This is a genomic window from Dyadobacter sp. 3J3, assembly GCF_009801115.1.
In the GTDB taxonomy this organism is placed as follows: Bacteria; Bacteroidota; Bacteroidia; order Cytophagales; family Spirosomataceae; genus Dyadobacter.
This window is the reverse complement of sequence record NZ_VTOL01000001.1, coordinates 115,819-141,583: the sequence shown is the minus strand read 5'-3', so window position 1 is coordinate 141,583 and position 25,765 is coordinate 115,819. Positions and strand designations below refer to the sequence as shown.

The following is a 25,765-nucleotide window of genomic DNA, read 5'->3' as shown; positions in this document are numbered from 1 at the left end:
TGTATTATTTGTCTATTTTTATAGAGTGATCAGTCAGTCTTTAAAATGGATAAGGAAAAAGAAATATTGGCAGCTGCGTTAAAGCTCTTTGTAGAATTTGGTTTTCATGGTACGCCAACCAGTAAAATTGCAAAAGAAGCAGGCGTTGCAAACGGAACCTTGTTTCACTATTTTAATACAAAGGAAGACTTGATTGTAGCGTTATACAACGGCATCAAGGAAAATCTAAATTATTATCTTTTGTCAAAAGTGAAGGACGAGGACGCGTTGGAAATGAGAATGAAGACGATTTACTCAGAATCTCTGTACTGGGCTCTGATCCATCGTGATGAATTCTTCTTTATTCAACAATTTAATTTTTCACCGCATGTCTCAAAAGTTTCCGAGGAAGATAAAGAAAAGCAGACCCGTTTATATGCCTGTCTTTTAATGGAAGGAATTAATAATGATATGTTCAAGTCGCTCTCCGTTGATTTAATTGCGACTTTGCTTGGAAGTCATCTGTACGGCGTCCACAAATATTTGGTCAGTAATGATTTGTCATCAACAAAGCAACAAGAAATAATTGATGAAACCTTTGTTTTAATCTGGCAGATGATTACAAAAAACTAAACCTTCCTATGGAAACAAGTGGTAAGAAAATCAGGGTAATAATTACCGGAACTACCGGAATGGTGGGAGAAGGTGTGTTACACGAATGTTTGCTTCATCCGCAGGTCGAATCAGTTTTGATCATAAACCGAAAAACAATCGGAATAATACATCCCAAAATCAAGGAAATAATCCACCAGGATTTCTTTAATTTTTCGGCCATTGAAAATCAGCTGTCCGGGTATAATGCCTGTTTCTTTTGTTTAGGTGTTACTTCCGTAGGAATTACAGAAGAAGTTTATTACAAAATGACGTATACACTTACGATGCACGTTGCTGAGACGTTAATCAAACTTAACCATGATATGACTTTTGGTTATATTTCCGGTGGAGGGACCGACAGTACTGAAAATGGCCGGTTGGCTTGGGCACGGATTAAAGGGAAAACTGAAAATGACCTGGCAAAATTACCTTTTAAAGCTAGCTATGCATTTCGTCCGGGATTTATCAAACCTACCAAGGGTATGAAATACACTCATAAATTCTACAAATATATTGGTTGGCTATTTCCGATTGGACGTGCAATTTATCCGGCCGGCTTTTGTACAATGAAAGAACTTGGATTAGCCATGATCAATTCCGCAACAGAAGGATATAGTAAGAAAATACTGGAAGGAAAAGATATTATCGCGTTTGGAAAAGAATAAAAGCCTGAGCGAATTAATAGGTCTCATAAACGCTCATTTTTTTCTCAATTTTAGGACTATTTATTGTAACCGAAAGGGCTGCTATTTATGTTAGGGCACTTTTGTTTAAAATTGATTATTGGATTTTTTTCTGGGAAAAGCAGTTTATAAATTCAAATAACTTTAAAAATGACTGGATTTATTTGATACAAACCGGACAAAAATAAATTTGTACTTTATCAAATATGCCACCTGTGTTTAGGTGAGTGATAAAATAAAAAAGTTGAAGTTTAAAAACAAAAAAATATAAAAAGTACTAAATCTGAGACCAGATCTGGTACTTTTTATAGATTTGATGAAGTGGATATATAATCTAGAGAGATTCGGACGTGTGAGCTGTTGTACTCAATGAATCAGACGCAACGAACTCTGCAAGCTGAAACTTACTTTGTATGAAACTGTTTTTTTGGAGACTTGCGAAAATAGGAAGTGACGTTTTTTTAGTACTAACCACTTGATTTCCAGATGATTTTTCTCTTAGTTTTTGTGCTTCAAGCGCTTGCTGTTTTGCCTCTTTTTCAAACAGACATAATACAAACAGGCACACTGCAATAAGTGTTGTAAATAATGATTTCATAGCTAAAATTTAATTTACAGTTGTAAACTAATGCAAATCTAATACAAAGAGTGTTAATGATCGCAAAAGGTTGTAATGGAAATTAAAAAAAAATTAAAAACTTATTGACCGGAAAGAGAAATATGAATATTTTAATTTGTCAGAAGAACGCAGAGATGGAAATCTTTTGCATCCTTCTGACACAAAATAGATTTACAACGTTTGTAAAAATATCGTTTCACTATTTCTGAATACCCCTGAACAGTTTGCGCAGGCTAGCTCTTTTTCCTGAGCATACCACCGGCAGGAATTTCTGATTGCGCAGTTTTGTAGAGAAGCGCTCACAGGATTTTGGTGAAGAAAAATAACTTTCTCAATTAATCCGCATTTGCCGTTTTCCCATTGGTTGCATCCGTGTTGAATACATTTACCTGAAAACCGGAAACGTTCCTCCGCAGGTCTGCCTTTTTGTGATTCCTCTACGAAAGTCTTGTCGATCCTGATCTTTTCGGGCAAGTAGTTAACCTTTCCGTTTTCACTTAGGATACCAAACAGATCAGCGCCTGGTTTGGCGATGTAACTTGGGCAGTCCAGAGAATTTTCTGCTAATTGGTCAGAATCCATTTCCAATCTGGATAATTCTGTTTCTTGCGTCATCCCACCATATTCCCCAGATAAATGGATGAAGGCCGCCAAAATCAAATGGCCCCTTTTTCTTTCCTACTCCGTATTCTTTCAGAGCATCCATATGCGCGAGCTCTTTCATTACAATTTCCTGAATCCCCGTATTGATCCTTTTCTTCTGGTCTTCACTCAGATGTAAGCCGTCCAATGATACTAAAAACTGGTTTTCTGCTTTCTTTTCCATGTTTGTATTTGTTTAAATTGTTGATAATTCGAGTTGGGTTGGCTGGTGATTTTCTCGGTATTTGAAACGATTCACCCTGATAGCACTTGAAAGGAAACCGTTTCCTTGTTGTTGGTATGAGTCGTATTAATGGCGAAGCAGGGAAACAAAAAATAAAAAAAAACAAATGCCTGAAAACCTTATAAAAGATTTAAAGCATTAGCTCCGAACCTTCTATGAGGAATTGATTTTAGCTTGGTGATGAATTATTTGCTGTCGACACCGATTTCTTTTCCTGTACGCCTACCAGGCAAGTCAGAAATCGTTATAAAATTCAGCTGACCAGAATACTAAAATAAATGTTTATAGGATTTGGCCAGTTTACTTCTGCCCAGATTTGAACTCCGCCTTCTCTTGGTGCAATGTTATAGATAGCAAAACGGGCAGAACCAATAAAGCGACTTGCGGCAGGCTTGCTAACGTCCGAAAATTCGCTTAGACTGATCAGAACAGTGGAGCCCGCATGGATGATTGGGACGTTGATATTCAAACGAATGATACCATTGCCCTTCCAAACCAAAAACCAATCCGAATTTGGTGCGAACTGGACATCAAGGCCAGGTGACGAGGCAGCTCCGGAGCCAGTTATTTGTGCAGCATCTATTGTTTGACCATTTTGAACAGGCAAATTGCTGCCTTGGTATGTTGTGCTCATAATTTTGAAGATTTAAATTGGATCAATAAATTGAAAATAATCGAGGGTACCGTTTTGATCGTTAAGAAATTAAAAGGTCAAAACAAATATTAATAGGACTAGACCAGTTAATTTCTGCCCATACTTTCACACCGCCTTCGTATGGAGCACTGTTGAAAACCCCCATTCTGGCAGAACCAATAAATCGGGTTGATCGGGGATCGGTGGAGAACTCGCTAATGGCTACATTGACATTTGAGCCTGCATGTATCAGAGGGTTCGGGATATTGAGTTGAACTGTTCCTGACCCTCTCCATGTGTAAAATGTAGGGCCCGAACGTTTCGGATATAATTTAGCAACAAAAGCAGCATCTTGTTGATCGATATCAACTCCACCAGGAATGGCAACACCATTTTTCATAATGGAAGCCGGAAGCTGGTAACACATGATAGAATTGGGATCCGCATGTTCGGTAGCAATTAATGCCGAACTGTCAAACGGGGTAAGTACCTGAGCAATGACCATTTCTCTGCTCCAGCCTTGGGTACTCATAAAAAGAGCAATGGCCTTTTCCCGGTCTATCAGGTCTATGATTTCCTGTCGCATGTGTTCATGAGGGAATCCCAGCGTGTGGCCAGTTTCATGCCGAACGACACGGAAAAACTCGGAATCGGGCGTGGAAAGAGAAAAGCTATCAAGGTTCATTGTGGCTTTGTCCTGCGGGATATGGAAGATATCTGTTCCCAGGTAAGACCAATATCCACCTCCGGGAGTTCTGCTGATCCTCACTTGTGGATTCACCTGCGATTCATAAAACTGAACATTTGAGAAAAGTCCCCAGGCATTCATGTGTGACAGAATCTTTGCTTTCAATGCAGTGTCGCTGGTATCCATAAATCCAACCGATAGCCGTACTCCGTTTAATCCCCAGTACTTGGTTGTGAGCACAGCTAAATGTTCGGGAGGCATGACACCATCAGGAATAGCTTGTCGGAATTGACCTGCGGCAGGTGCGTTGAATGGGTTGATTTTGATCGCCGTTGCGGCAGCGGCTATCCAGTCTTCTTCGGGTAGCATTTTAATGGAGCAGGGAATTATATCCCTTTTCGGCTCCTGATCTGTTGTTTGGTTTGCCATTTGGAAGATGATTTGAAGTGATCAGTGGTAAGTATTTCAATTAGTGATTTTAAATTTCAAGTGATGAGCACAGAGAAAAGTACGTTTCATCACTTGAAAAGTTGAATGCCGTTTACAAATAAGATTGCCTTCAATACTGATTTTATCATTGATTGTCAGACATATAGTAGGTAGCGGACAAACGCAGTGGCGGCGGGCTTGATTGAAAATATTTGTTTACAACAAATTGAATAAAGGCTTTGTTGTAAGGGAGAATACCACGGGTGGTTATTCCACGAAAAGCGACCATTTTTATTTTAGAAAAGATGATGGGTCTTTCTCCCGTTTTTCGAATAATCTTCAATGTATCACCTACATGATTTCTGCCATTTTTAAGTATGAGGCTAAATTGATCGTGATTTGCTACCAAGCCTGGAATGTGGTATTCAGTCGAATCACCTTTTAAAGTAACCGATACGATGACCGAATAATTAGATTTCAGCAGCCCATATTTACGTAACGGAATACTATATACATCACCACTTGTAGAATCAAATGTGATGTTCGAAAGCTGTAACTCATAACCCTGAATAACGTCCGAGTGGAATTGATTTTGTGCTGTGCAGGAGGTGGAACGAACGTTATTCAGGAACAATAAAACAACAAATATTTTAAGCACTTTCATGATTTATCCGCTAAAATCATATTTTTGAGTATCCATGTTATACCGGATCCATTTACCATTGACGTAATTTTGCCGATAGGATTTATTCGCTTCTGACCAGGTTGGCCATCCTGAAACAGCTGAGCCATAGCTACTGTTTTCATATCCCACGGTTTTAAAGTAGTTGTCATAAATTCCGGCAAGGAAAATTGACGTGTAGGCGGTATTTTGAGCCTGATACATTGTAAACCATCTAAACCGCTGATATCTCTTGCCGGTTGGAGAAACTTGTGAGTCGCCCAAAGGCCAGTCAGCGAAAAAACGTGCGCCTTCGGTTTTCATAGATTCTTCCCAAATGCTGTAAAACTGTTGGTCAATAGCAACCGGTCCTTCGTTAGTAGGATAGGTTATTCCGACTGTGAGAGTTCCTTTTGAAAATTTTTGGCTTTTATATGTTTGTAAAAACTCTTTCGTTGACCAGTTGTATTGATTTGCTGACGGAACTCCCAACACGCCCTCCCAACGGTTAAGTGATTTATATTTTTTGTAAAAGTCACCCGAAACTATAAAGTCCAGCAGAATAATACCCTCTGCATTATCGGACACCGTAATCATGTCATTATAACCACAGCCTGTTCCGCAAGATTTGGGATCTGAGGTAATGATTGCGAATTTATCCTGGTTTGCTGCTTCATAGGTTTTTAACTCTGCTGCGTTCATTACAAATGCACCTTTACCAGCGAAATAAAAAATGGCTGTTTTTTCATTTCCATAAGTGTAATATTGAACATAGCCTTTTTTTGCAGCAGTAGCCGAGGTTGTCGATCCAGTCAGAGGAACGTGCCCATCTTTGTCCCAGCCCATCGCAACAAATTTTGCATCGATGGCCTTTTGGTAGTCAGGTGTGTTGTCAACCGCTACAACCTTATCGCTGTCGTTGTGGCAGGAAGTAGTCAGAAGAATAAAAACAAATACAACGATTAATCTGGATAGCTTTTTCATCTTTACGTTTGTTTAGTGATGGATAAACTGTGTTGATAGTTAATAATTTATATATCAAAATTGAGGAGAATGAATGATCGAAAAAATCAATAATTGTATGGATGGACTAGGGCAGAGATCCACTTATTCCGACATGAAAAACAGTACCTTTTTTTGACTTTTAGATTGCTGGAATATTGATCAACAGTGCGCTGGATGAAGAATTTTCATTGATTCGACTACCGGTCGAGTGCGATCAAATCTTACTGTTTTAGTAAAAAAGAACTCCTCCGGATTTCTCAAAGTATAAGGGAGGAGTTCTTGATGAATTGTGGTATTGCTATCAAACTTTTTCTATTAAAATATTCATAGTATAAGAAGCTATACCACCGATTTTAGAATTAAGATCGACAGATATCATCTCTGTTTTTAGTCGTTCAATCTTACCAAGGATTTCTGCACCTAGTAATAATTTTATCGGTCCAGGATCCGGTCCTGGACCAAATGGACCTCCCGGCCAGGGGAATTTCGGGTGTGTTCCACAAAAATCATCAAAGTAAGTTGTCAATAACTTTCCTTGTGATTCGTTGATCAAAGTAAAGCCGGTTTTGATTAATTCCTGGGTTACTTTTAATTCTTTCGATTGTTTTCCCAACATGACCAGGGCGATGCCTGCATAATACTTTTCTTGTAACTGTTCAAATTCTGATTGCTTTGCCATTTTTTTGATTGTTTAGTTCATGAAAAATTGATTGTTATATGGAGTATTTCAATTCCGGTTATATTTCACCAATGACAACATAGTCGCAGAAATATTTAAACGGATTAGCAACGCCATCAGGACTTGTTGCCGAGATGGTAATGATGGTCTCAATTCCACTGATATCTTTTTCAATACTCCAGATTACAATTACATTTCCAGGGCTGTCGATACTGTAAATGGTGGCTGAAACCGTAGGTGGTTTTTTGAATTTCGGAAGCCTGAATTGAACTTCACGAACATGATCGATGCGATCATTCATAGGAACCACATCACTGCACAGCAGATGTGTCGGTCCAAGTTTGATTTTTGTTGACATGATGATGGGATTATAAAGTGTATTGATTTAAAGTGTATTCTTATTCAATAGATCGAATTTCGGTAGAAGTTGAGGAAGGGAAAATCAACAATTATATGGATACCTACTGCACCATTCCGCTAATCCCGGCATGAAAAACTTTGCCGTTTTTATCCGTCACGCAGGGAGAGGAGAGATCAATGGTCCGTGATGTTTCATATTCCCATTTCTTTGTACCGTTAAGGGCATCGAAAGCATATACTTTCTTGCCGATACCAATGTAAACAAGCGTGTTAGCTATAACCGGACCGGAATAAATCAGTGTATTTTGCTCTGGCTCCACAATCCACTTTTTTGCGCCGGAAGTGGCATCAAGGGCATAAAGTTTTGATTTGCCACCAATATATACGAGCCCGTCGGCAACCAATGGAGACGAATAGTATACCGTGCCTTCGTCTGTGGCATACTCCCATTTTTTTGCACCGGTCAGTGCGTTAAGTGCAAGAATTTTGTTGGTTCCCGTTCCAAACAATCCGCTGCCGAAATAGACAGTACCATTAGATATTGTAGGAGACGAATTGACAACACTGGCATCCGGGTATTCCCATTTTGTGGCTCCGGTTTTAATATCAAATGCATTAAAACCTTCATATTCAGATCCTGCATAAAGTAAATTATTTGCAATAGCCGGCGAAGATTCCGTAATATGGGTTTTGGCCGCTTTCCATTTTAAAGCTCCTGTTAAAGCATCAAGACCATAAATGCCAACCTTACTTCCGCCCCCACGTATACTGGCATAAACAATGCCGTCTACAACTGTTGGCGATGCCTCCCAACCATATACTTCATCGTCCTGAAATTTCCATTTGACTACACCGGTGGCTACATCCAGAGCGAAGAGATAGTGTTCTCCCCCGTAATATAATAAACCCTTTTCTATTGCAGGAGCTGCAAATGGCTGCAAAAGGCCCGGCGCAGATTCCCATTTTTGTGTGCCGGTAGCTGCATCCAACGCATAAATCTTTTTGTCCCAGCTTGCAAAATAGACAACGCCGTCCATGACGGTGGGCGTACTTTGAACGGCTCCTCCTGTCTTAAATTCCCACTTTTTTGTACCTGTCAATGCGTCAAGTGCATAGAAGTTACCATCCAGGTTCCCGATATATACAGTACCGTTATCGATGATTTTAAGTGTAACCGTGTAGGCCTGTGAGGCTCCGTCTTCTGAGGTAACGGTATACACTACTGGTTTGGTAAAATCCTGAACAACACCTGAGGCAGGTGAAACAGTAGCTTTATCCGAGACAGTAACGGTTGGCGCCAGCTTGGTAAGATCGGTTCCTGATGGTAAATCCGCTTTTATCGTTTTGGCAGACTCGTCAATAACCGCTGCTACGGACAGATTCAAAGAGCCCAAACTAAAAGAACTGATTGCTTTTGACGAATTTTTAGTCACCGGATCCGGATCGTCATTGTTACAGGAAGCGAGTGAGGCTAGCAGGATGAATACTGCAAATGCATGGAAAAGTTTGATTGTCGTTTTCATTGGTCTGAGATTTTGGAAAGTGTAGAGAATGAGAAAGGATATTGAAAAGACATAGGGATTCCAACCATGGGAAATACGGATTTCGTTTTAGGCTGTAATGGTATGATTTAGAGACTCTGTTGATTTAACAGGTCAAATTTCGGGAGAAGTTGGGGAAGGGGAAATAGACAATTTTGGGGAGGGATACGTAAAATTAAATAGAGATTTTAAAATAAGTTTCAAAATCATTTATCATTACAAGTTGCCAGTTGTAAATTATTGGCTGTTGGACTTCGTTATATTTATTATCTCTTATTTAGCTTCGAGGTTGTTTTGTAATTTATGAACGCATTGGCAAATAAAACCTCGCCAATTAGGCTTATTACATTTCTGAATATAACTGTTTTAACATATAAAATAAAATTTGCTTCATGAAGCCCTGAGCTAAAAAAAGATAAACAAAGCGATAAAATATTGGTTACCAAAAGACCAATTGTAATCAGCACAAATGAGTTTTCCCAGATGTTGGAATTTAATTTGGAGATTGATATTTTTCTAAGGTAAATAAGTGGCAGTACTATTTGAAATGTTCGATTTAGGGTTGAATTGACTGTACCAAACTTATTGTAGCCGTCTATAAAAAAGTAGATTATAATTACAAATGAACATTGAATTACGATAAGTGTATTAACAGATACTTTTGTTCTGGAATTGAGTATTTTGAAATAAAAAAAACTCAGAAATATGTATGATGCGAGACGATAGGATATATTTAGAAAATTAGTATCAGTTATGTCGAGTTTTTTCATAAACTCCCAATAAGGATCATATTTTAAAACTGTCCAAATATGAATTTGTTCCAGAACATGTAATGCGAGTGTAGTGATAAGATATTTGCCAAATAATTTCAACGGTTCACCGAGATACTTCCAATTTATTAAAATAAAAGGCAGTGGGATTAGCCAAAATAATAGGCTAACCCCATCGAAAAAAATTAATATCTGATTGTAATATTGCTCTTCTGGCGATAAGTAATTCATAAAACTGAGTTATCGAACTACTGCTCCACTTCCATCCGTATCAGCTCCACTACCTCCTAGTTTTGCTTTAATGCTCGATTTATTAAAGAAAACATAAAATTGGTTTCCGTTAGAATGTCTCCCAAATCGTGCATTTATGATCGGGAAATTCTTATTTGCAGTAATAAAGCCAATGGTAGCCTCATCAAGAATGGCATAAAATACATTTAAGGCTTCCGAGTCAGCAGGCAAATGGTTTATGTCGATAGTCATCCAGCTTGCAGTTACCCGGGTTTTGTCTTCAAAATTTTCGACTCGAAGCGCTACGTGTTTTGTTGGAGATTCATACATCATTCGGATAAGTAAAAGGGAGTAAATTGGATGGCCTATCTCTTCGTTTTCTCCTCCCCAATATTCAAACACCTCCGCTTTAAGAATGTTAAATCTGAAAATCGCTTGCGGGTCTTCTCCTATTAAATGTGCCATAGTTGTGATGAGTTTTAAAGTTTAATATGATTTAGTTATTATCTGGTTTAGTTTTTCTTTTAACACTTCTAACTGGGGTTTGTAAATCAAACCATTCAAATCGGTTGCTTTTTGTTGAATTATTAAAATATTTCTTTGTAATTTGAATCTGGAATCATTGTTAGCATTAATGAGATTCTGTTCTTTAATTATCTTTTGAAATTCGTTAGGTTTAAGAATTGTTTCAGTATTGAGCTTCTCACTAATATTATATTGTGGGGTTAGATTTCCATCAATTTTTGATTTAAAAAAGCCTTCATTCAGGGAAGGAGAAATAATATATTCCTTAGGAAGTTTTTCAGTCAACTCTGTTGCATAAAAATTCTCCATCACTCTGAGGATTTCCCATTTAGCGTTGTTGATTTTTTGTATCCGAATAACGGTATTTTTATCTAAGACTATGTCTCTAATTTTAAAGTCAACATATATATCATCAGAAATTTCATTTGCGGATTCAAGTTTTTTTTCTGAAATTATCTTAACGGGGATTTCATTTTTGAGTAATAATTCATTAGAATTTTTACTAGCTAGTAAGGAATCTGAGTTTAGACTAAATGCTGTTCTTAAATATAGGTCTCTTTCTTCTGTCGTTTGGTTTACAATCAGTGTATTGCAAGCAAGACACTGATTATTCGTTTTTTTATCTATGTTTATAACATAATTATAAAGCATGTTACAACTGCCAGGATTTGATAATGATTTAAAATCCAATGAATAAACCTGCCCCACACAATTACCGTAGGGGTCATACACAATAAGATTCTTATTGCCTCGTCGTCCAATCCAATATCCCTTGACCACAACAATGTGTCTTTTTGAATCATCTCCCTTTGGACCAGAATCGTAAATTGATATTAAAAAAGGATGACAGTTATCAATTTGCCTTATTACGAGTGGCCATTCAAGAACCGGCGCATCTTCATTCGAGAAATAACCTAATTTGGACAAAGTAGTTTCTATTTCTTTTTGTTTAAAAGGCTCTTCATCTGTTTCATCTATTGGGGTATTCCAATCACGGGATAACGTGTCATTACTACTAAATAATAGTGTGTTACAATTTTCAGGGGCGCTACCATACACATAGGAGCTGTCTCTGGCGGCTAGTATTTTTTGGATTGATATGGTAGGATCATACAGTTTTAGAATCATTTCTATTCCCGCCGCCCAACAGAGCCTGGATGTTATCTGGGGAATTAATTGAATGTTCTTTATATTTTTTATCGTTCTCGACGGCCCTGAATAAAAGGGAAGTCGGTGAGTTGTAGCAATATCAATTTTTGCAAAATCTCTGTGTATATTACTCTTATTTTGAGCAATACACGGTTGGAAAAGAAAAAAAATAGAAAGTAACAGAAAGCTGATTATCGACTTCATTTTAGAAATTTGTTATTAATTTTCTTTCAAACCAACCGCCACTCCAACGCCTTCACAACAGCTTCCGGCGCAGAATTGACATGTAGTTTTTCGTAAATGTGATTCACGTGTGTTGCTACCGTGCTGAATGCAATGCCGCAGGTATCTGCGATCATTTTATAGCTCAGGCCTTTTACCATACAGCTCAAAATTTCTTTTTCGCGCTGGGTAAGTTCTACGTAGGTGTGTTCGCTTTTTACAAACTGATGCTGAAACATTTCCAACACCCGGCGGGCAATGGATGGGCTCAGGTGTGATCCGCCGGAATAAACTTCCCGGATTGCCTGCACATAAATTTCAGGATCGGGGCTTTTGATCAGGTATCCGGACGCACCGGAACAAATAGACTGAAAAATTTTATCATCGTCTTCAAAAACGGTTTGGATTAAAACTTTTGTTTGCGGTGAATTTTTCTTTATTTCCGTCATGGCCTCTATGCCAGATCTTTGAGGCATCTGGATATCCATCAGTACCACATCCGGTTTATGTTTTTTTATGAGTGGCCACGCTTCTTTTGCGTTTGGAAATGCGCCTGAAAACCAGATCCCTTCAGTCCCTGAGAGGTAAAGCGCGAGGCTTTCTCTAAGATTTTTATTATCCTCAAACAGCACAACTCGGATCATAGCTAAACCTCAGGGAGGTATTTAAATGTACACGCTTACTATGCCTCAAAAGTCGCAGGTTTTTTTTGCCTGGAAAATCAATAATATTATGGATACCAAATTCCTTTTTCAGGGCTCGACAGACATTTTAATTCGGGTTCCTTTTTCTTTTTCCGATTCAATAATTAACCCAATATCCGATTCCAAAGCTCTTTCTTTAAAGTTGTGTAATCCATTTCCTTCAAAGTTTGTAGAAGTGTCAAAACCCCTGCCATTGTCTTCAATCAGTATTTCCAACGTATCTTTTAGCCAGTCAATCGTAACATTGACTTTTGTTGCTTCGGCGTGTTTAACAATGTTGTTGATGGCTTCCTTATAAATCAGATAGACACTTTTTCGCTGATCCATCGTGAAGTTTATCTTTTTCAGGTCGGCACGTACGGAAAAGTCAAAAGCAATATCTTTTCCTGCTAAAAGCTGTGACGCAAAGGAATTCATCCGGTCGAAAAGTTTGTAAATACTGTCGTTTTTGGGATTAATCGTCCAGACAGTATCCTGCATAAGCGATACGGATTCGGTAGAATTCTCGATTATTTTTTCGAGGATAGGCAACATATTAGCCGGGGCATTTTTTCGTAAAATTTCTACGAAAATGGCAATACTGTTCAGGTTGGAGCCGACCTCGTCATGCAAATCGGCCGCAATTTGATTCCGGACACTTTGCATCCTGAGTTTCTGCCGAAAATCATATAGAAGAAATAAATAAATACCAACACCAATCACAACCAACGCGTACAAAATGATTGCGGGAATAAACCATATTTCATTCCAAAAAGCTTTTTTCTTTATAATTCCAATTTTGGAAGTTGAAATCAGTTTTTTGTCAATCAGACTTTTGATCTCAAATGTGTATGCCCCTCCGGTTAAATCCTGATATCTGGCCACAGGATATTTGGTTGCTATCCATGAAGTTTCAAGTCCTTTTAGTCGATATAAATAGGTTATAGAATCTCTTTTTTCAGAAGTGAATTCAAGGATCAGATCATTGGCTCCTGCGGTCAGGGAAATGGGGCGTTTGGCAACTGAAATTTCCTTTCCATTGACCAGTATTTTTTGAAGTCGCACTTGTGCAAAACACAAGGTGCAAATGTGAAGAAAAAATAATAAGAATATGTAGAATGAAGTGTGCAATGTGCTCTGGATTTGTGTGTTCATCCAAAGTACTTCGTTTTAACCTGTTAAACAACAGTGAATTAGTTAACGGTATTTTACTTTTTTAGAAAAAAATAAGTATCCGGTAGTGATTAATCGTATAGGGAATAACTGAATTTAAAAAAGCTTCAAAACAGAATGTAGAAGGAGTTTCTAAATAAATTTGCTATTGATTATCCTTATTTAAATAATATTATTTTAATAAAAAATATTATTCAACTCCGATATTGAAATCGCCATTCATGACTAGTTTTGCATCAATAGGTGCGTCACTTCCAGGAATGATTAAACCTTTAATTTTTGCTGTTTTTCCTTTGCTCAAAAGATCAAAAACGTGTTTGTCTGTTAATTTTTTGCTCATTAATTCAAAAGGAATTTTAAATCCGCAAGCCTGGAAATTGCTGCATCCATAGGCTGTTTTTCCTTTTTTTAACAAATGTTGCTTACACTTTGGACAGGTTAGTGTTTCAATGGAAACTTCTTCTTTTGGCTCTTTTGGTTTGGCCTCTCTTTTTACTTTTTCCTCTTTTTCAACAACAACAGGAATATCCTGCGCAATGCTGATCGTTCCACCACGGTTGGACATAACCTCTTTCGTGAGTTCAACAACCATCTGGATCAATTCCTGCTTGAAGGTTTCCATCGAATATTCGCCTTTTTCGATCAAGCGCAGTTTTCGTTCCCAGTTTCCGGTAAGTTCTGCACTTTTCAAAAGCTCATTTTGAATGGTATCAATCAGGTCAATTCCGGTTTGGGTTGCGAATAAATTCTTCTTTTTCTTTTCAATATATTTTCTCTTGAAAAGGGTTTCAATGATATTAGCGCGCGTGGACGGGCGACCAATTCCATTGTCTTTCAGGATTTCCCGCATTTCCTCATCTTCAACCTGTTTTCCGGCAGTTTCCATAGCCCGAAGCAAAGTTGCTTCCGTAAATGCTTTTGGCGGCGATGTTTTTCCATGGTGAATCCGAGGTTCATGTGGCCCGCTTTCGCCAACGACAAAATCCGGCATAATCCTTTCTTCGTCGGCAGCTTCTTTTCTTGCGGAGGCATCATTGGCATACACTTCCCGCCAGCCCGGTTCCAGAATCTGCTTTCCGGTTGCTTTAAATTCAACCTGACCAACTTTCCCCAAAACCGTTGTATTCGCGACTTTACATTCCGGATAAAAAGCAGCAATAAATCGTCTGACAATCAAATCATAAATCCGTTTTTCATCCTGACTGACGTGATTTGGAAATACGCCCGTCGGGATAATGGCGTGGTGATCGGTTACCTTTTTGTCATCAAAAACCATTTTGGATTTTGGAATCGGCTTTTCCAGAAGCACCGCCGTCAGGTTCGCATAGGGTTTCAAATCCTGTAAAATTCCGGCGATTTTCGGGTGCAAATCTTCGGAAAGATAAGTAGTATCAACCCTGGGGTAGGTGACGAATTTTTTCTCGTATAAATTCTGGATAAATTTTAATGTGTCTTCCGCCGAATAACCGTATTTTTTATTCCCTTCAACCTGTAAGGAAGTCAAATCGAAAAGCCGGGGATTTCCTTCCTTTCCTTCTTTTCTTTCAAAAGAAGTAATTTCAAAAGGATGTTCACCAAGGTATATAAGTCCTTTTTCTGCTTTTTCAACTTTTTTAATACGGTCAATGGTTGCAGTAAATTCCGTTTCCCGATAAATGGTTTTCAGCTCCCAATATTCTTCTGAAACAAAAGCATTGATCTCTTTTTGTCGCTGAACAATAACAGCCAAAGTTGGCGTTTGCACTCGTCCGATAGACAAGACGACTTTTCCTTGCCCGAATTTTTTCGTAAAAAGCCGGGTTGCATTCATGCCCAGCAACCAGTCGCCGATAGCTCTGGCGCTTCCTGCTGCGTATAAATTGTTATACTGATCGCTTTCTTTTAGCTTTTCAAAGCCTTCCCTGATCGCCTGTTCGGTCAGGGACGAAATCCATAACCTTTTTACGGGAACTGCACATTTAGCCTTCAATAAAACCCAACGCTGGATCAGTTCCCCTTCCTGGCCCGCATCACCACAATTAATTACTTCTTCACAGTTTTTGACCAGATATTCAATCACTGCAAATTGTTTGAGCGCGCCGGGGTTGTCGATAAGTTTAATGCCAAAACTGGAAGGAATCATCGGAAGATCTTCCAAACGCCAGAATTTCCAGCGTTCGTGATAATCGTGAGGTTCTTTTAGTGTGCAAAAATGTCCGAATGTCCAGGTTACCTGGTAGCCGTTGCCCTCCCAATAACCATCTTTTCGCTGCTTTGCTCCGAGTACTTCGGCAATATCTTTCGCTACACTTGGCTTTTCAGCAATGCAAACTTTCATATTTTGAGGTCAGATTTCCTTAATTAAAACCGGTCATCTGGGGGATTCTGATTTTTACTGTTGATAAATTTTCGGATTGCAAAGGTCGGGAATTTTTAGGAATTATTATTTTTCAAATCGCATCCAGTTCGGCGAGATTTATTTTTAATTCTTCTGTACTAGCGTCAGGGAGTTTTTTGAAAATGGAATTTGCTGTAATAAATATGGCAAAAACGAATAACGCAAAACCCCCAATTAATAAGGCAGATTTGGCTAAGCCATATTTTTCAAAGTTTTTGATCATTAATGATATTCCAAACAAAAAACCGGTGCATATACTGATCTTCCAAATAATATTCATCACAATCCTAAATCTTTCCTGCAATGTTATGATTTTCTGTAAACTTTCACGGAGATTACTCTGGGTCAGAGTGATTTTCCTTATGGAAATAATTTCCTGAAACAGGATTTTAAGTGCTGCAAAGACCAGAAACGTATATAAAATTGTAGGAATAAATTCAAACCAATGAACAAAATCGAATGGATTTCCGGTAAGTATTGCTGTAAAGAGAATCAACAGGCCACCGAAAAAGAATGAAGTGCTTTCAAGCTTGTTCTTAATTTTAGTTACCGTACTTTTTGACTGCTCTTTTATCATAGATAAAACCATTTGTTCAGTCAGTTTTTGCGTGGCAGAAAATTTATCGTCTATTGTTTTCCAGTTCGTTTTTAATTCGTCTAAATTCATGATTGATAAGGATTTAATTTTGGAATGATTTAATTAATTTTTCGAGTTTTGCTTTTATGCGGTTTAATTTTACTCCTACATTTGATTTCGTAATTCCGAGAATTTCAGCCATTTCTTCATAACTTTTATCATCGAGATAGAGCAAAACCAACGCTTTTTCAATTTGCGATAATTGATCAATAGCCTTGTAAAGCGGAGCTGTTTCTATAATGAAATCGTCCGTTTCTGAAAAATCGGGCAGGGGGTAAGGCAGGTTTGAAAAGGAAACCGGTGATTTTCTGATTTTTTCTTTCCGGTAATTGGAAATGGCAGTATTCATTCCAATCCGGTACATCCAGGTGCTCACATTAGCGTCTTGTTTAAATGCCGGAAAGGCTTTCCACAATTGCAGCACAATTTCCTGAAACAGATCCTGGCGATCTTCCTCCTTTTGACAATAAATTTTGCAGATTTTGAAAATAATTCCGCGATGTTGATTTAGGAGCCTGACAAATTCTTTTTCCATACTTTGCTTGGACTAGTGTTTGAATAATTAGTCGCGGGATTGACTACAATATTACAAGAGTTGGAAACTTTTTAATCATAAAGATCATAGAAGGTTAAATAACAATAACTTAACCCTAACAAAACGTCAGGGAAATACTGGTTATCGATTTTTGTATAACCAACCCTGAATGGCATGCAGCGTAGAAGTTTACTGAAAAACATAGGATTACTGGCCGGCGGATTTTCTTTGCCGGTACTGTCAAAGGGAGAATCACTGGTAGCGACTTCGCCAAAACGTGCCTTACGCATCGCTCATCTTACGGACATCCATATTCAGCCGCATATTCTGGCTGCGCACGGGCTGACAAAATGTTTGCACCAACTTCAAAATCTGGAAATAAAACCTGATCTGATTTTTAATGGCGGCGATGTTGTGATGGGTTCTCGTAATGTTACAAAAGATAAGTCGGAGAAGGAGTGGGCTTTGTATCATAAAGTATTACAAAATGAAAATTCCCTGCCCGTATATACCTGCGTGGGAAATCATGATATCTGGTGTCAGGATCATAGTGTTTCTGCCTTCGAAAGCGGAAAAACCAGAGCCATGGATCAGCTGCAATTGACAAAACCACATTACAGTTTTGACCAGAATGGCTGGCATTTTATCGTTTTGGATAGTGTACAGTTGAAGCCGGATGGATCGCCGTACACGGCTATGCTTGGTGAAGAGCAAATGGATTGGCTGGAAAAAGATTTAAAAAAAACGTCATCAGAAACACCTGTAATGGTTGTTTCTCATATTCCAATTTTGTCCGCTTGTGTTTTTTTGGATGGAGAAAATGTGAAAGAGGGCAGCTGGCGCGTTCCCGGAAGTTGGATGCATACGGATTGTGCTGCTCTGGTTAAACTATTTCATAAGCATAAAAATATCAAACTGGCCATCAGCGGGCATATTCATTTGCTGGATCAGGTTGTGTATAATGATATAGCGTATTGCTGCAATGGAGCGGTTTGCGGAGATTATTGGTTTGGAAAAACGCAGGAAACGAAAGCAGGTTATGCCGTCATTGATCTCTTTTCAGATGGATCTTTTACCAATAATTATCACACCTACCGTTGGAGTTGATTGGTAAGGGTTAACTCCGATTTGCAATCGGTGCTAAACCATATCCGACCCGATTGCAATTCGGTGCGAAGGCACAAAAAATCCCAGCCTTGTAGGGCCGGGATTTTTAAATTTATTCAAAAAGATTTACAACAAAGCACCAAGTGCTTCTTTCGAAAATCCTACGAGTTCTTCTGTTTTGTTTTCTTTAATTTTTTCAACCCAATGCGGATCAGCCAAAATAGGGCGGCCAACAGCCACAAGATCAAAATCTCCTCTATCGAAGCGACGTAACAATTCATCCAGTGAACTTGGCTGAGAACTTTCTCCGGCAAACGCGGCTAGAAATTCACCATTCAAGCCAACTGAACCTACCGTGATCGTAGCTTTCCCTGTAATTTTTTTCGCCCAGCCCGCAAAGTTCAAGTCAGATCCTTCAAATTCAGGCTCCCAGAAACGGCGTTGCGAACAATGGAAAATATCTACACCGGCTTCTGAAAGCGGTAGCAGCCAAGATTCCATTTCTTCCGGCGTTTTTGCGAGTTGAAAATTATAATCAGCCGGTTTCCATTGAGAAAGACGTAAGATAATGGCGAAATCTTCACCTACTTGTTTTCTTACTTCTTTTACAACCTCAACAGCAAAACGACTGCGTTCTGCCAATGTTTTTCCACCATATTGATCGGTTCGGTTATTTGTCGCGTCCCAGAAAAACTGGTCGATAAGATATCCGTGTGCACCATGGATTTCTACACAATCAAACCCAAGTTTTTTCGCATCGGCAGCAGCGCGGCCAAATGCCAGAATTGTATCAGCAATATCAGCTTCGGTCATGGCGACACCGTTTTTAAGATTCGGGTTATTGTATTCCGAAGGTCCTTCAAAAGGCACCGATGGCTTCCATCCCGAATGATGATTTGCCATCACACCCATGTGCCAGATCTGCGGCCCCATACTTCCGCCTTCCGCATGTACACCATCAATAACATTTTTCCAGCCAGCTAATGCTGCTGTGCCATAAAAATGAGGAATGTTTGCATCATTGGAAGAAGAAGGACGGTCAATTACAGTTCCTTCTGAAAGTATCAATCCAACTTGTGCTGCAGCTCTTCTACTATAATAAGATGCAACATCGGCAGTAGGGATGCCATTTGGCGAAAAAGAACGCGTCATTGGAGCCATCACAATGCGGTTTTTAATATTTAAAGACTTCAAGCTGAATGGCTTGAATAATTGTTCAGAACTCATACTTTTCGATTTATGATAAGTTATATTTCGGATTCGATCAATTTGCTCAAAGCGGCGAAAGCTTCTTCATTTCTTTTGTAATAAGTCCACTGTCCCGAGCGCGTCGCTTCTATCAAACCTGCTCGTTTTAAGATGGTTAAGTATTCAGAAATGGTGGATTGTGTCAATCCTGATTTTTCCTGAATAATTCCCACACAAACGCCCGAAGAATTCTGATGTTCAGCTGAGAAATGCAATTCCGGATTTTTAAGCCAGTTAAGAATTTCCAGTCGGGACTTGTTTGATAGCGCTTTGAAGATTTCTACCTGATCCATAATACAAAGTTATATCGGAAAATCCCGATATCCCAATAAGTCGATAAATATTTTGTAAAGTAGTTTAAATAAACAGATTTCTCTTGCTTCGAAATTAAGATATTTTTTACGATAATTCTGATTCGTGACCTAAAAATGGACGGCGTAAATACCGTTAAATCATATTTTTAAAATTTTTTAAAAATATTTTCAATTTATTTTCTCCAAACAATTGTCTTCCACATGACAGCCATAGAATATTCTGTTTTACGTACTAAATATGCAATGATCAATGGTTTAAACTAGACATGAAATTGAAGCTAAAAGTATTTATATCAAACACAGAAGAACGTCGCAGAATTCAGTGGATCGTGAATGGCTCTTTTAGATTAAAAATATTAGATTAGTACAATTATTAATAATCCAGATACTTTTATTTTTAAGTTGGTTTTAATATGTCAAACGGAATTTAATTTTGTTCTAATGTACAATGAACGCATTGTATCAGAATATTGTATTATATTTGTGCATGATTTAACAGTCACACAATCAAAATAAAATAAACAGATACAACAATGAAAAATACAAAAAATATCTTGGCTGCTGCAATGATTGCAATGACCATCACTAGTTATGCAAATGCAACTTCAAATATCGTAGTTAACGAAGACAAAGCAACTGTTGCAACAATTGGTAAAGCTTTACCAGAATCAGTTCCTACGTTGGAAACACCAGCTCCACAAAAAGCGATTGTTACTAAAAACGATAACTACACTGCGCCACAAAAAGCAAACATTGTAGAGCTTAAATTGAAAAGCGATTCAAAAAAGTAATTTTGAGTACGGCCTTCGGAGGGAAGGCTAGTAATTTTAGACGGGAGAAAAAAGGGGGATACATGTCTTCCTTTTTTTTGGTTTAAACGGTACTTCGGCAGTCGGCTTTCGGCTGTCAGATTTTTGAGATTATTAAAATTTTTGACGGTCTACCCAATTCACAGCGAAATGGATTTCGAAATTTCCAGTTTCAAAACGGTATAACATGTTATCGTTGATGCTTTTATAAGCTGACCGACAATCGACTGAATTTATGATCCGATATTTTCTTCCTTTCGCCTTTTTGTTCCTGGCCGCTTTCATAATTTCTCCGGAAGCGAAACAGAAGAATCTTTTTAATGGTAAAAATTTTGACGGATGGGAAGGTGATACAGCAAAAACCTGGCGCATCGAAAACGGAACCATCATTGGAGGATCTTTAACGGAAACTGTTCCGCATAATTTTTTTCTTTGTACAAAAAGAACTTACGCCAATTTCGATCTGAAAGTTAAATTCAAACTGACCGGAACGGAAGGATTTATTAATACCGGCGTACAATTCAGAAGCAAACATGCTGAAAAACCGGATTATGAAATGGTCGGTTACCAGGCGGATTTGGGAGACGGATACTGGGCAAGTTTATATGACGAATCCCGCCGGAACAAAACGCTGATCGCTCCGGATTCAATACTGATAAAAAAAATATTAAAACCTGGCGACTGGAATGAGTATGAAGTTAAATGTGAAAACCGCCATATCCGGATTCTGCTGAATGGAACGCAAACCGTAGATTATACGGAACAAGATCAATCCATACCTCAAAGCGGACTGATAGGTCTGCAAATTCATGGCGGCGGGAAAGCACAGGTTGCTTATAAGGATCTTTGGATCCAGGAACTCTGACTTTTCCTTACTCTGCCTTTTTAAATTTCAGTTCAACTCTTGTCATTTGCGGATAGTTGTAAGCCGTGCTCTGTGTTTTCATACTGAATGAACCTTTGAAAACGTCGGATGGATCAATCGTCCATTCTCCACCTTTTGCCGCAGCTGAATCAGCTGAAAAAACGGTAATATTTTTGTCATTTGTTTTCCACTTCAAAGTCATCGGGTTTGTTTCGCCTTTGAAATAACCTGTAAAAGTGCCGTCCTTATTAAACCGCACGTTTTCCATATATCTTTCAAAACTCGGTCCGCCGAATTGTTGAACCAGTTTTCCGTCTTTAAAAACCGGCGCATCATTGGCGTCAATTTCACTTATTAGCCATTTGTCCGTATTAAGTAATCTTTCCGTCGCCTCTTTTGCGTCACCTGCAGAATTGTTACAGCTTACAAAAGTGACAACAAGACAAAAAAGAAATATAACAGTAAATGTTTTGGTAATACGCATACTCAATTTGGGTTTGATTTTCGGCTTTATATAGATAAAGTAAAAATTCTGTAATCCACCGTTTTACTAATTATTTTAAATCCAATATTAGGGTTTTGGGTCAGTATTGCTTGTTTTGGATTATTTAAAGGTATCATTTAACTTATTTGAATGAGCTTTTTTTGCTAACAATTTCATAACATTTCCGGCACGATTTTAACATTTTGCACATGTTCAAACATGTACATTTGCACCGTGTTAAACATGGTTACATATTGATAATTCCTCAAAATAATCTGGCGGTAAAAAAGTAAAACCATTCTTTTAAAAGGCAAGACACCATTCAAAAAGCGTGTTCGGTAAAACCCGGACATTACTCACCTAAATCTGAAATAATAATTTTTACCCCACAAAATGTGGGCTGGAAAAGTATTGCCCTAATTTTCACTAAAACATTTTATGAAAAAAACCTTACAAAAATTTACAAGTCAGTTTAAGTGGTGGATCAGTGCGTTGGCTCTGGTTTCTTCATTTTCTGCATTTGCTCAAACGTCCCAAATGAAAGGGAGCGTTCTGGACGAAAGAGGACAGCCGCTTATCGGTGTTTCTATCATTTTGAAAGAAGCTGTCAATGCTGAAACGCGTGGTACAACCTCGGATATCGACGGGAATTTTATCTTTAATAATCTTCGTGAAGGATCGGCTTACGATTTGACATTTAGTTATATCGGTTTTGAAAAGCAGGTAGTGAATGGATTTTTGATCCACCCGGCTACTGATAATAAACTGGATGTTAAACTAAATCCGTCTTCTGCAAATCTGGAAGAAGTTGTGGTGACAGCTTTGGGGGTCAAAAAAGAAGTGAAACGTATTGGTTACGCGGTTCAGGAAGTGAAAGGGGAAGATTTAGTAAAAGCCAGAGATTCAAATCCGATCACAGGTTTGACTGGAAAAGTAGCCGGACTTTCAGTAGCCATGAACCCGGAATTATTGGGTTCACCTTCCTTATTATTGAGAGGAAATCAGATTTCGCTTTATGTAGTTGATGGTGTGCCAATCAGCTCGGATACCTGGAATATCAGTCCGGATGATATTGAAACGTATACAGTTTTGAAAGGACCGGCCGCCGCTGCATTATATGGTAGCCGCGCACAATACGGTGCGATTTTGATCACCACAAAAAAGGCCGGAAAAAAGAAAGGTTTCACCGTTGAATTCAATTCTACGAACTCGGTTGATAAAGGATTTATCGCGGTTCCGAATACACAGCATGAATATGGTGGCGGTATGTACGGACAATATGCTTTTGCAGATGGTTTTGGCGGAGGTTTGCAAGATGCTCAGTATCAGCTTTGGGGGCCAAAATTCAAAGGTCAGTTGCTTCCACAATATGACGGAGCCTACACGCCGGATCAGACTTACACAACTACTTTTGGTGATTTAACATACAAAGGTCATATCAAACCTGAGCCTTATGTAAACCGTGGTTATCTGGATGGAAAAAGCAATCTGGATCGTTTTTTACGTGCAGGATTTCAGACGACAAACAATATCAACTTATCCGCTTCGGGAGATAAATATGCCTTGCGTTTTTCTTTGTCGCACTCCAATCAAAAAGGAATTGTACCGAATACCGGCGTGCGTGTTTTGAATTTCAATACAACAGCTTCCTATCAGTTAAGCAAACGTCTGACTTTCAATGCCAACGTGAATTTTAACAAAACATATTCAGACAATGTGCCGGATGTAACGTACGGACCCAATAGTTTGATTTACAATTTATCGGTATGGACAGGTGATGAATGGAATGTGGATGCGCCGGATATTCGTGGAAAATGGCAGCCAGGCCAGAAAAATGTAAAAATCGTTTTCCCTGAGCACGTGCATTATAACAACCCGTGGATGATGGTGGAAGACTGGAAACGCGGTCATGACAAAACGGATATTAACGGATATATGTCGCTGAATTACAAGCTGGATGAACATTTAAACGTTACCGGTCGCTCGCAAATCACAACTTATTCGCTGTTCCGTTCTGAGAAAATGCCATGGGGTGCATTTACCTATGCAAGAACTTTGGGGCAGGGCGATTATCGTGAAGACAGACGTAATATGTTTGAGAACAATACGGATGTGCAGGTTAACTACAATTATAACATTGGCCGTTTGATCAACCTTTCCGGTTTGGTGGGAGGTAGTCTTCGTAACTTTAATTACAACTCAAACTTTACATCGACGGATTACCTGGTTATTCCGAATGTCTACAACTTCAACAACAGTTTGAACCAGTTGATGACAAACAATTTTAATTCAAAAATGCGTGTGATCAGTTCTTACGCTTCTTTGGATGCCTCGATTGGGAAATACGCAACGATTTCGGCAACGGGCCGGGTAGACAAGTCGTCTGCTTTGCCAAACGGAAGCAATGTATATTTTTATCCAAGCGTTTCAGGAGCTTCTGTGATCTCAGATTATATCAAAATTCCTGAAATTATTTCCTTCCTGAAAGTGCGCGGATCGTTCGCAACCGTTCACGGTGATGCTACCGCAACCCAGATTGGCGCAACGCCTTTCAATGTGTATACCACATTATCGGGTTCAACAGCAGGAACTTTAACCACTGCATTTTCTCAATATGGAAACAATTATTTGAGCCCATACGGAGGTCCGGATTATTCTTTGCAGGCTGTTTATTCAACCAGCAAGCCTTACAATAACGTTACAGCCGCAAATTCTTCTGGAAGTATTTATGATCCGAATATCAAAACTTTCAACCGTAAAACTTTTGAAGAAGGTATTGACATGCGTTTTCTTGCAAACCGTTTAGGATTGAGTGCTACGGTGTTCCAGTATATCGACGGGCCGAGAATTTTGGCCAATGCCATTTCTCCTTCAACTGGTTACGCTTCGTATTATATCAATGCATTGAAAACAAAGAAAAATGGTATTGAGATTTCTTTGAACGGTACGCCGGTTAAAAGAGAAAATTTCTCCTGGGATGTGATGGCAAACTGGTCAACGTTTAAAGAAGTTTACAGTGAACTGCCTCCGGGACAGAGCAACTACAATACTTTCTTCAAAAAAGGTGATCGTACCGATAAACTTTATTCAACAGGTTTCGTAAAATCGCCGGATGGACAAATTGTTTATGACGCGGGTGGAAAACCTTTGAAAAATCCGATCAACCAGTTTCTGGGATATATGAATGCGGATTACATGTGGTCGGTCAACAACAGATTCAAATACAGAAACATGACCATGAGTTTCCAGTTTGACGGAAGCGTAGGTGGTATTATTTCAAACCGTCTGTATTCTCTGACGATGCAGGGTGGTGCGAACGCAGCAACAGTTCAGGGAGCTCTGGGGAAATCACGATTGGATGATGATACAAATGCAGGGGTTAGTAATTACAAAGGAACTTACGTTGGTGATGGTGTCCAGGTTTCCAATGAAGTGGCGATTAAATACGATAACCTTGGAAATGTAACCAACTATTCGGACTTGAAATTTGCAAAAAATACATCAACCAGTACCGTACAAACCTGGGCGACTCAGTATTATGGACAAATTCAGGAAGGTATGTTGACGAGCAAAACCTACGCGAAACTTCGTGAAGTCGTTATCGGCTATAACCTGCCACAAAGCTGGTTGCAAGGCACGTTTATCAATAAAGTTTCTGTTTCAGTTCTTGGACGTAACCTTTTGTATTTTTATAAAGGAAATAAGTATAAAGGTATTGATGTAGAGCAATTTAACGGAGCAAGTTCGGCATCCGGCCTGCAAACGCCTACGACACGCCGTTACGGAGTGAACTTAAACATTGTGTTTTAATTAAGATT

The 25,765-nt window shown here is 38.8% G+C and carries 26 protein-coding genes; 6 read left to right on the top strand and 20 right to left on the bottom strand.

Going from position 1 to position 25,765, the window contains the following annotated elements:
- Positions 1-45: 45 nt before the first annotated feature.
- Positions 46-612: a TetR/AcrR family transcriptional regulator gene (locus FZF08_RS00625; RefSeq protein WP_159466692.1), complete on the top strand. Its 567-nt coding sequence runs from the start codon at positions 46-48 to the stop codon at positions 610-612.
- 8 nt (positions 613-620) lie between these two features.
- Positions 621-1,298 (top strand): epimerase, encoded by a 678-nt coding sequence (locus FZF08_RS00620; RefSeq protein WP_159466691.1) that lies wholly within the window; start codon positions 621-623, stop codon positions 1,296-1,298.
- A gap of 352 nt (positions 1,299-1,650) precedes the next feature.
- Here the strand turns inward: FZF08_RS00620 and FZF08_RS00615 are convergent, their stop codons facing one another.
- The 17 genes from FZF08_RS00615 to FZF08_RS00535 all read right to left on the bottom strand — a co-directional run bounded on the left by FZF08_RS00615 (position 1,651) and on the right by FZF08_RS00535 (position 17,120).
- A complete protein-coding gene (locus tag FZF08_RS00615) occupies positions 1,651-1,914 on the bottom strand; it encodes a hypothetical protein (protein ID WP_159466690.1) in 264 nt (87 codons plus the stop codon).
- A 192-nt stretch (positions 1,915-2,106) separates the two neighbouring features.
- Complete coding sequence (locus FZF08_RS00610; RefSeq protein ID WP_159466689.1) at positions 2,107-2,517, bottom strand: hypothetical protein; 411 nt, start codon at positions 2,515-2,517, stop codon at positions 2,107-2,109.
- Positions 2,507-2,761 (bottom strand): hypothetical protein, encoded by a 255-nt coding sequence (locus FZF08_RS00605; protein ID WP_159466688.1) that lies wholly within the window; start codon positions 2,759-2,761, stop codon positions 2,507-2,509. The genes FZF08_RS00610 and FZF08_RS00605 overlap by 11 nt, the downstream gene beginning before the upstream one ends.
- A 313-nt stretch (positions 2,762-3,074) precedes the next feature.
- Positions 3,075-3,455, bottom strand: a complete 381-nt coding sequence (locus FZF08_RS00600) for a hypothetical protein (RefSeq protein WP_159466687.1) — start codon at positions 3,453-3,455, stop codon at positions 3,075-3,077.
- Positions 3,456-3,516: 61 nt separating this feature from the next.
- The gene (locus FZF08_RS00595; protein WP_159466686.1) at positions 3,517-4,572 is read right to left on the bottom strand and encodes a M12 family metallopeptidase; all 1,056 of its coding nucleotides are present in this window, start codon (positions 4,570-4,572) and stop codon (positions 3,517-3,519) included.
- Positions 4,573-4,717: 145 nt separating this feature from the next.
- Positions 4,718-5,236, bottom strand: a complete 519-nt coding sequence (locus FZF08_RS00590; protein WP_159466685.1) for a hypothetical protein — start codon at positions 5,234-5,236, stop codon at positions 4,718-4,720.
- A gap of 3 nt (positions 5,237-5,239) precedes the next feature.
- On the bottom strand, positions 5,240-6,217 hold the full coding sequence (locus FZF08_RS00585) for a hypothetical protein (RefSeq protein ID WP_159466684.1): 978 nt from the start codon (positions 6,215-6,217) through the stop codon (positions 5,240-5,242).
- Between the two features lie 322 nt (positions 6,218-6,539).
- Positions 6,540-6,917, bottom strand: a complete 378-nt coding sequence (locus FZF08_RS00580; RefSeq protein ID WP_159466683.1) for a hypothetical protein — start codon at positions 6,915-6,917, stop codon at positions 6,540-6,542.
- 58 nt (positions 6,918-6,975) lie between these two features.
- Entirely contained in the window at positions 6,976-7,275 is a 300-nt protein-coding gene (locus tag FZF08_RS00575) for a hypothetical protein (RefSeq protein WP_159466682.1), read from the bottom strand.
- A 103-nt stretch (positions 7,276-7,378) separates the two neighbouring features.
- Positions 7,379-8,800: a PQQ-binding-like beta-propeller repeat protein gene (locus FZF08_RS00570; RefSeq protein WP_159466681.1), complete on the bottom strand. Its 1,422-nt coding sequence runs from the start codon at positions 8,798-8,800 to the stop codon at positions 7,379-7,381.
- 1,028 nt (positions 8,801-9,828) lie between these two features.
- Complete coding sequence (locus tag FZF08_RS00565) at positions 9,829-10,284, bottom strand: hypothetical protein (RefSeq protein WP_159466680.1); 456 nt, start codon at positions 10,282-10,284, stop codon at positions 9,829-9,831.
- A 21-nt stretch (positions 10,285-10,305) separates the two neighbouring features.
- On the bottom strand, positions 10,306-11,697 hold the full coding sequence (locus FZF08_RS00560; RefSeq protein ID WP_159466679.1) for a C39 family peptidase: 1,392 nt from the start codon (positions 11,695-11,697) through the stop codon (positions 10,306-10,308).
- 26 nt (positions 11,698-11,723) lie between these two features.
- Positions 11,724-12,359, bottom strand: coding sequence for a response regulator transcription factor (locus FZF08_RS00555; RefSeq protein WP_137339495.1), 636 nt, complete (start codon positions 12,357-12,359; stop codon positions 11,724-11,726).
- A gap of 108 nt (positions 12,360-12,467) precedes the next feature.
- The gene (locus FZF08_RS00550) at positions 12,468-13,553 is read right to left on the bottom strand and encodes a sensor histidine kinase (RefSeq protein WP_159466678.1); all 1,086 of its coding nucleotides are present in this window, start codon (positions 13,551-13,553) and stop codon (positions 12,468-12,470) included.
- 208 nt (positions 13,554-13,761) lie between these two features.
- Positions 13,762-15,888, bottom strand: coding sequence for a type IA DNA topoisomerase (locus FZF08_RS00545; protein WP_159466677.1), 2,127 nt, complete (start codon positions 15,886-15,888; stop codon positions 13,762-13,764).
- Between the two features lie 112 nt (positions 15,889-16,000).
- Positions 16,001-16,615, bottom strand: a complete 615-nt coding sequence (locus FZF08_RS00540) for a hypothetical protein (RefSeq protein ID WP_159466676.1) — start codon at positions 16,613-16,615, stop codon at positions 16,001-16,003.
- Positions 16,616-16,628: 13 nt separating this feature from the next.
- Positions 16,629-17,120 carry an RNA polymerase sigma factor gene (locus FZF08_RS00535; protein ID WP_159466675.1) on the bottom strand — a complete coding sequence of 164 codons (492 nt, stop codon included), beginning with the start codon at positions 17,118-17,120 and terminating at the stop codon, positions 16,629-16,631.
- A gap of 174 nt (positions 17,121-17,294) precedes the next feature.
- On the opposite strand from FZF08_RS00535, the gene FZF08_RS00530 reads away from it, so the two are divergent.
- Positions 17,295-18,227, top strand: coding sequence for a metallophosphoesterase (locus FZF08_RS00530; RefSeq protein WP_159466674.1), 933 nt, complete (start codon positions 17,295-17,297; stop codon positions 18,225-18,227).
- Positions 18,228-18,353: 126 nt separating this feature from the next.
- On the opposite strand, the gene FZF08_RS00525 is transcribed toward FZF08_RS00530, so the two are convergent.
- Positions 18,354-19,454 carry an NADH:flavin oxidoreductase gene (locus tag FZF08_RS00525; RefSeq protein WP_159466673.1) on the bottom strand — a complete coding sequence of 367 codons (1,101 nt, stop codon included), beginning with the start codon at positions 19,452-19,454 and terminating at the stop codon, positions 18,354-18,356.
- A 20-nt stretch (positions 19,455-19,474) separates the two neighbouring features.
- Positions 19,475-19,768 (bottom strand): helix-turn-helix transcriptional regulator, encoded by a 294-nt coding sequence (locus FZF08_RS00520; RefSeq protein WP_159466672.1) that lies wholly within the window; start codon positions 19,766-19,768, stop codon positions 19,475-19,477.
- 554 nt (positions 19,769-20,322) lie between these two features.
- Between FZF08_RS00520 and FZF08_RS00515 the strand changes: the two genes are divergently transcribed.
- Together FZF08_RS00515 and FZF08_RS00510 are read left to right on the top strand one after the other, a co-directional pair.
- Entirely contained in the window at positions 20,323-20,580 is a 258-nt protein-coding gene (locus FZF08_RS00515; RefSeq protein WP_229216367.1) for a hypothetical protein, read from the top strand.
- A gap of 253 nt (positions 20,581-20,833) precedes the next feature.
- Positions 20,834-21,463 carry a DUF1080 domain-containing protein gene (locus FZF08_RS00510; protein ID WP_159466671.1) on the top strand — a complete coding sequence of 210 codons (630 nt, stop codon included), beginning with the start codon at positions 20,834-20,836 and terminating at the stop codon, positions 21,461-21,463.
- Between the two features lie 7 nt (positions 21,464-21,470).
- Here FZF08_RS00510 and FZF08_RS00505 read toward each other — a convergent pair whose 3' ends face one another.
- Complete coding sequence (locus tag FZF08_RS00505; protein WP_159466670.1) at positions 21,471-21,947, bottom strand: hypothetical protein; 477 nt, start codon at positions 21,945-21,947, stop codon at positions 21,471-21,473.
- Positions 21,948-22,385: 438 nt separating this feature from the next.
- Here FZF08_RS00505 and FZF08_RS00500 point away from each other — a divergent pair, with 438 nt between their 5' ends.
- Positions 22,386-25,757, top strand: a complete 3,372-nt coding sequence (locus FZF08_RS00500) for a SusC/RagA family TonB-linked outer membrane protein (protein WP_159466669.1) — start codon at positions 22,386-22,388, stop codon at positions 25,755-25,757.
- Positions 25,758-25,765 lie beyond the last annotated feature (8 nt).

Bases quoted from the DNA above. Each gene is read 5' to 3' on its own strand.
- FZF08_RS00625 (WP_159466692.1), top strand. From the start codon at position 46: ATGGATAAGGAAAAAGAAATATTGGCAGCTGCGTTAAAGCTCTTTGTA.
- FZF08_RS00620 (WP_159466691.1), top strand. From the start codon at position 621: ATGGAAACAAGTGGTAAGAAAATCAGGGTAATAATTACCGGAACTACC.
- FZF08_RS00615 (WP_159466690.1), bottom strand. From the start codon at position 1,914: ATGAAATCATTATTTACAACACTTATTGCAGTGTGCCTGTTTGTATTA.
- FZF08_RS00610 (WP_159466689.1), bottom strand. From the start codon at position 2,517: ATGGATTCTGACCAATTAGCAGAAAATTCTCTGGACTGCCCAAGTTAC.
- FZF08_RS00605 (WP_159466688.1), bottom strand. From the start codon at position 2,761: ATGGAAAAGAAAGCAGAAAACCAGTTTTTAGTATCATTGGACGGCTTA.
- FZF08_RS00600 (WP_159466687.1), bottom strand. From the start codon at position 3,455: ATGAGCACAACATACCAAGGCAGCAATTTGCCTGTTCAAAATGGTCAA.
- FZF08_RS00595 (WP_159466686.1), bottom strand. From the start codon at position 4,572: ATGGCAAACCAAACAACAGATCAGGAGCCGAAAAGGGATATAATTCCC.
- FZF08_RS00590 (WP_159466685.1), bottom strand. From the start codon at position 5,236: ATGAAAGTGCTTAAAATATTTGTTGTTTTATTGTTCCTGAATAACGTT.
- FZF08_RS00585 (WP_159466684.1), bottom strand. From the start codon at position 6,217: ATGAAAAAGCTATCCAGATTAATCGTTGTATTTGTTTTTATTCTTCTG.
- FZF08_RS00580 (WP_159466683.1), bottom strand. From the start codon at position 6,917: ATGGCAAAGCAATCAGAATTTGAACAGTTACAAGAAAAGTATTATGCA.
- FZF08_RS00575 (WP_159466682.1), bottom strand. From the start codon at position 7,275: ATGTCAACAAAAATCAAACTTGGACCGACACATCTGCTGTGCAGTGAT.
- FZF08_RS00570 (WP_159466681.1), bottom strand. From the start codon at position 8,800: ATGAAAACGACAATCAAACTTTTCCATGCATTTGCAGTATTCATCCTG.
- FZF08_RS00565 (WP_159466680.1), bottom strand. From the start codon at position 10,284: ATGGCACATTTAATAGGAGAAGACCCGCAAGCGATTTTCAGATTTAAC.
- FZF08_RS00560 (WP_159466679.1), bottom strand. From the start codon at position 11,697: ATGAAGTCGATAATCAGCTTTCTGTTACTTTCTATTTTTTTTCTTTTC.
- FZF08_RS00555 (WP_137339495.1), bottom strand. From the start codon at position 12,359: ATGATCCGAGTTGTGCTGTTTGAGGATAATAAAAATCTTAGAGAAAGC.
- FZF08_RS00550 (WP_159466678.1), bottom strand. From the start codon at position 13,553: ATGAACACACAAATCCAGAGCACATTGCACACTTCATTCTACATATTC.
- FZF08_RS00545 (WP_159466677.1), bottom strand. From the start codon at position 15,888: ATGAAAGTTTGCATTGCTGAAAAGCCAAGTGTAGCGAAAGATATTGCC.
- FZF08_RS00540 (WP_159466676.1), bottom strand. From the start codon at position 16,615: ATGAATTTAGACGAATTAAAAACGAACTGGAAAACAATAGACGATAAA.
- FZF08_RS00535 (WP_159466675.1), bottom strand. From the start codon at position 17,120: ATGGAAAAAGAATTTGTCAGGCTCCTAAATCAACATCGCGGAATTATT.
- FZF08_RS00530 (WP_159466674.1), top strand. From the start codon at position 17,295: ATGCAGCGTAGAAGTTTACTGAAAAACATAGGATTACTGGCCGGCGGA.
- FZF08_RS00525 (WP_159466673.1), bottom strand. From the start codon at position 19,454: ATGAGTTCTGAACAATTATTCAAGCCATTCAGCTTGAAGTCTTTAAAT.
- FZF08_RS00520 (WP_159466672.1), bottom strand. From the start codon at position 19,768: ATGGATCAGGTAGAAATCTTCAAAGCGCTATCAAACAAGTCCCGACTG.
- FZF08_RS00515 (WP_229216367.1), top strand. From the start codon at position 20,323: ATGAAAAATACAAAAAATATCTTGGCTGCTGCAATGATTGCAATGACC.
- FZF08_RS00510 (WP_159466671.1), top strand. From the start codon at position 20,834: ATGATCCGATATTTTCTTCCTTTCGCCTTTTTGTTCCTGGCCGCTTTC.
- FZF08_RS00505 (WP_159466670.1), bottom strand. From the start codon at position 21,947: ATGCGTATTACCAAAACATTTACTGTTATATTTCTTTTTTGTCTTGTT.
- FZF08_RS00500 (WP_159466669.1), top strand. From the start codon at position 22,386: ATGAAAAAAACCTTACAAAAATTTACAAGTCAGTTTAAGTGGTGGATC.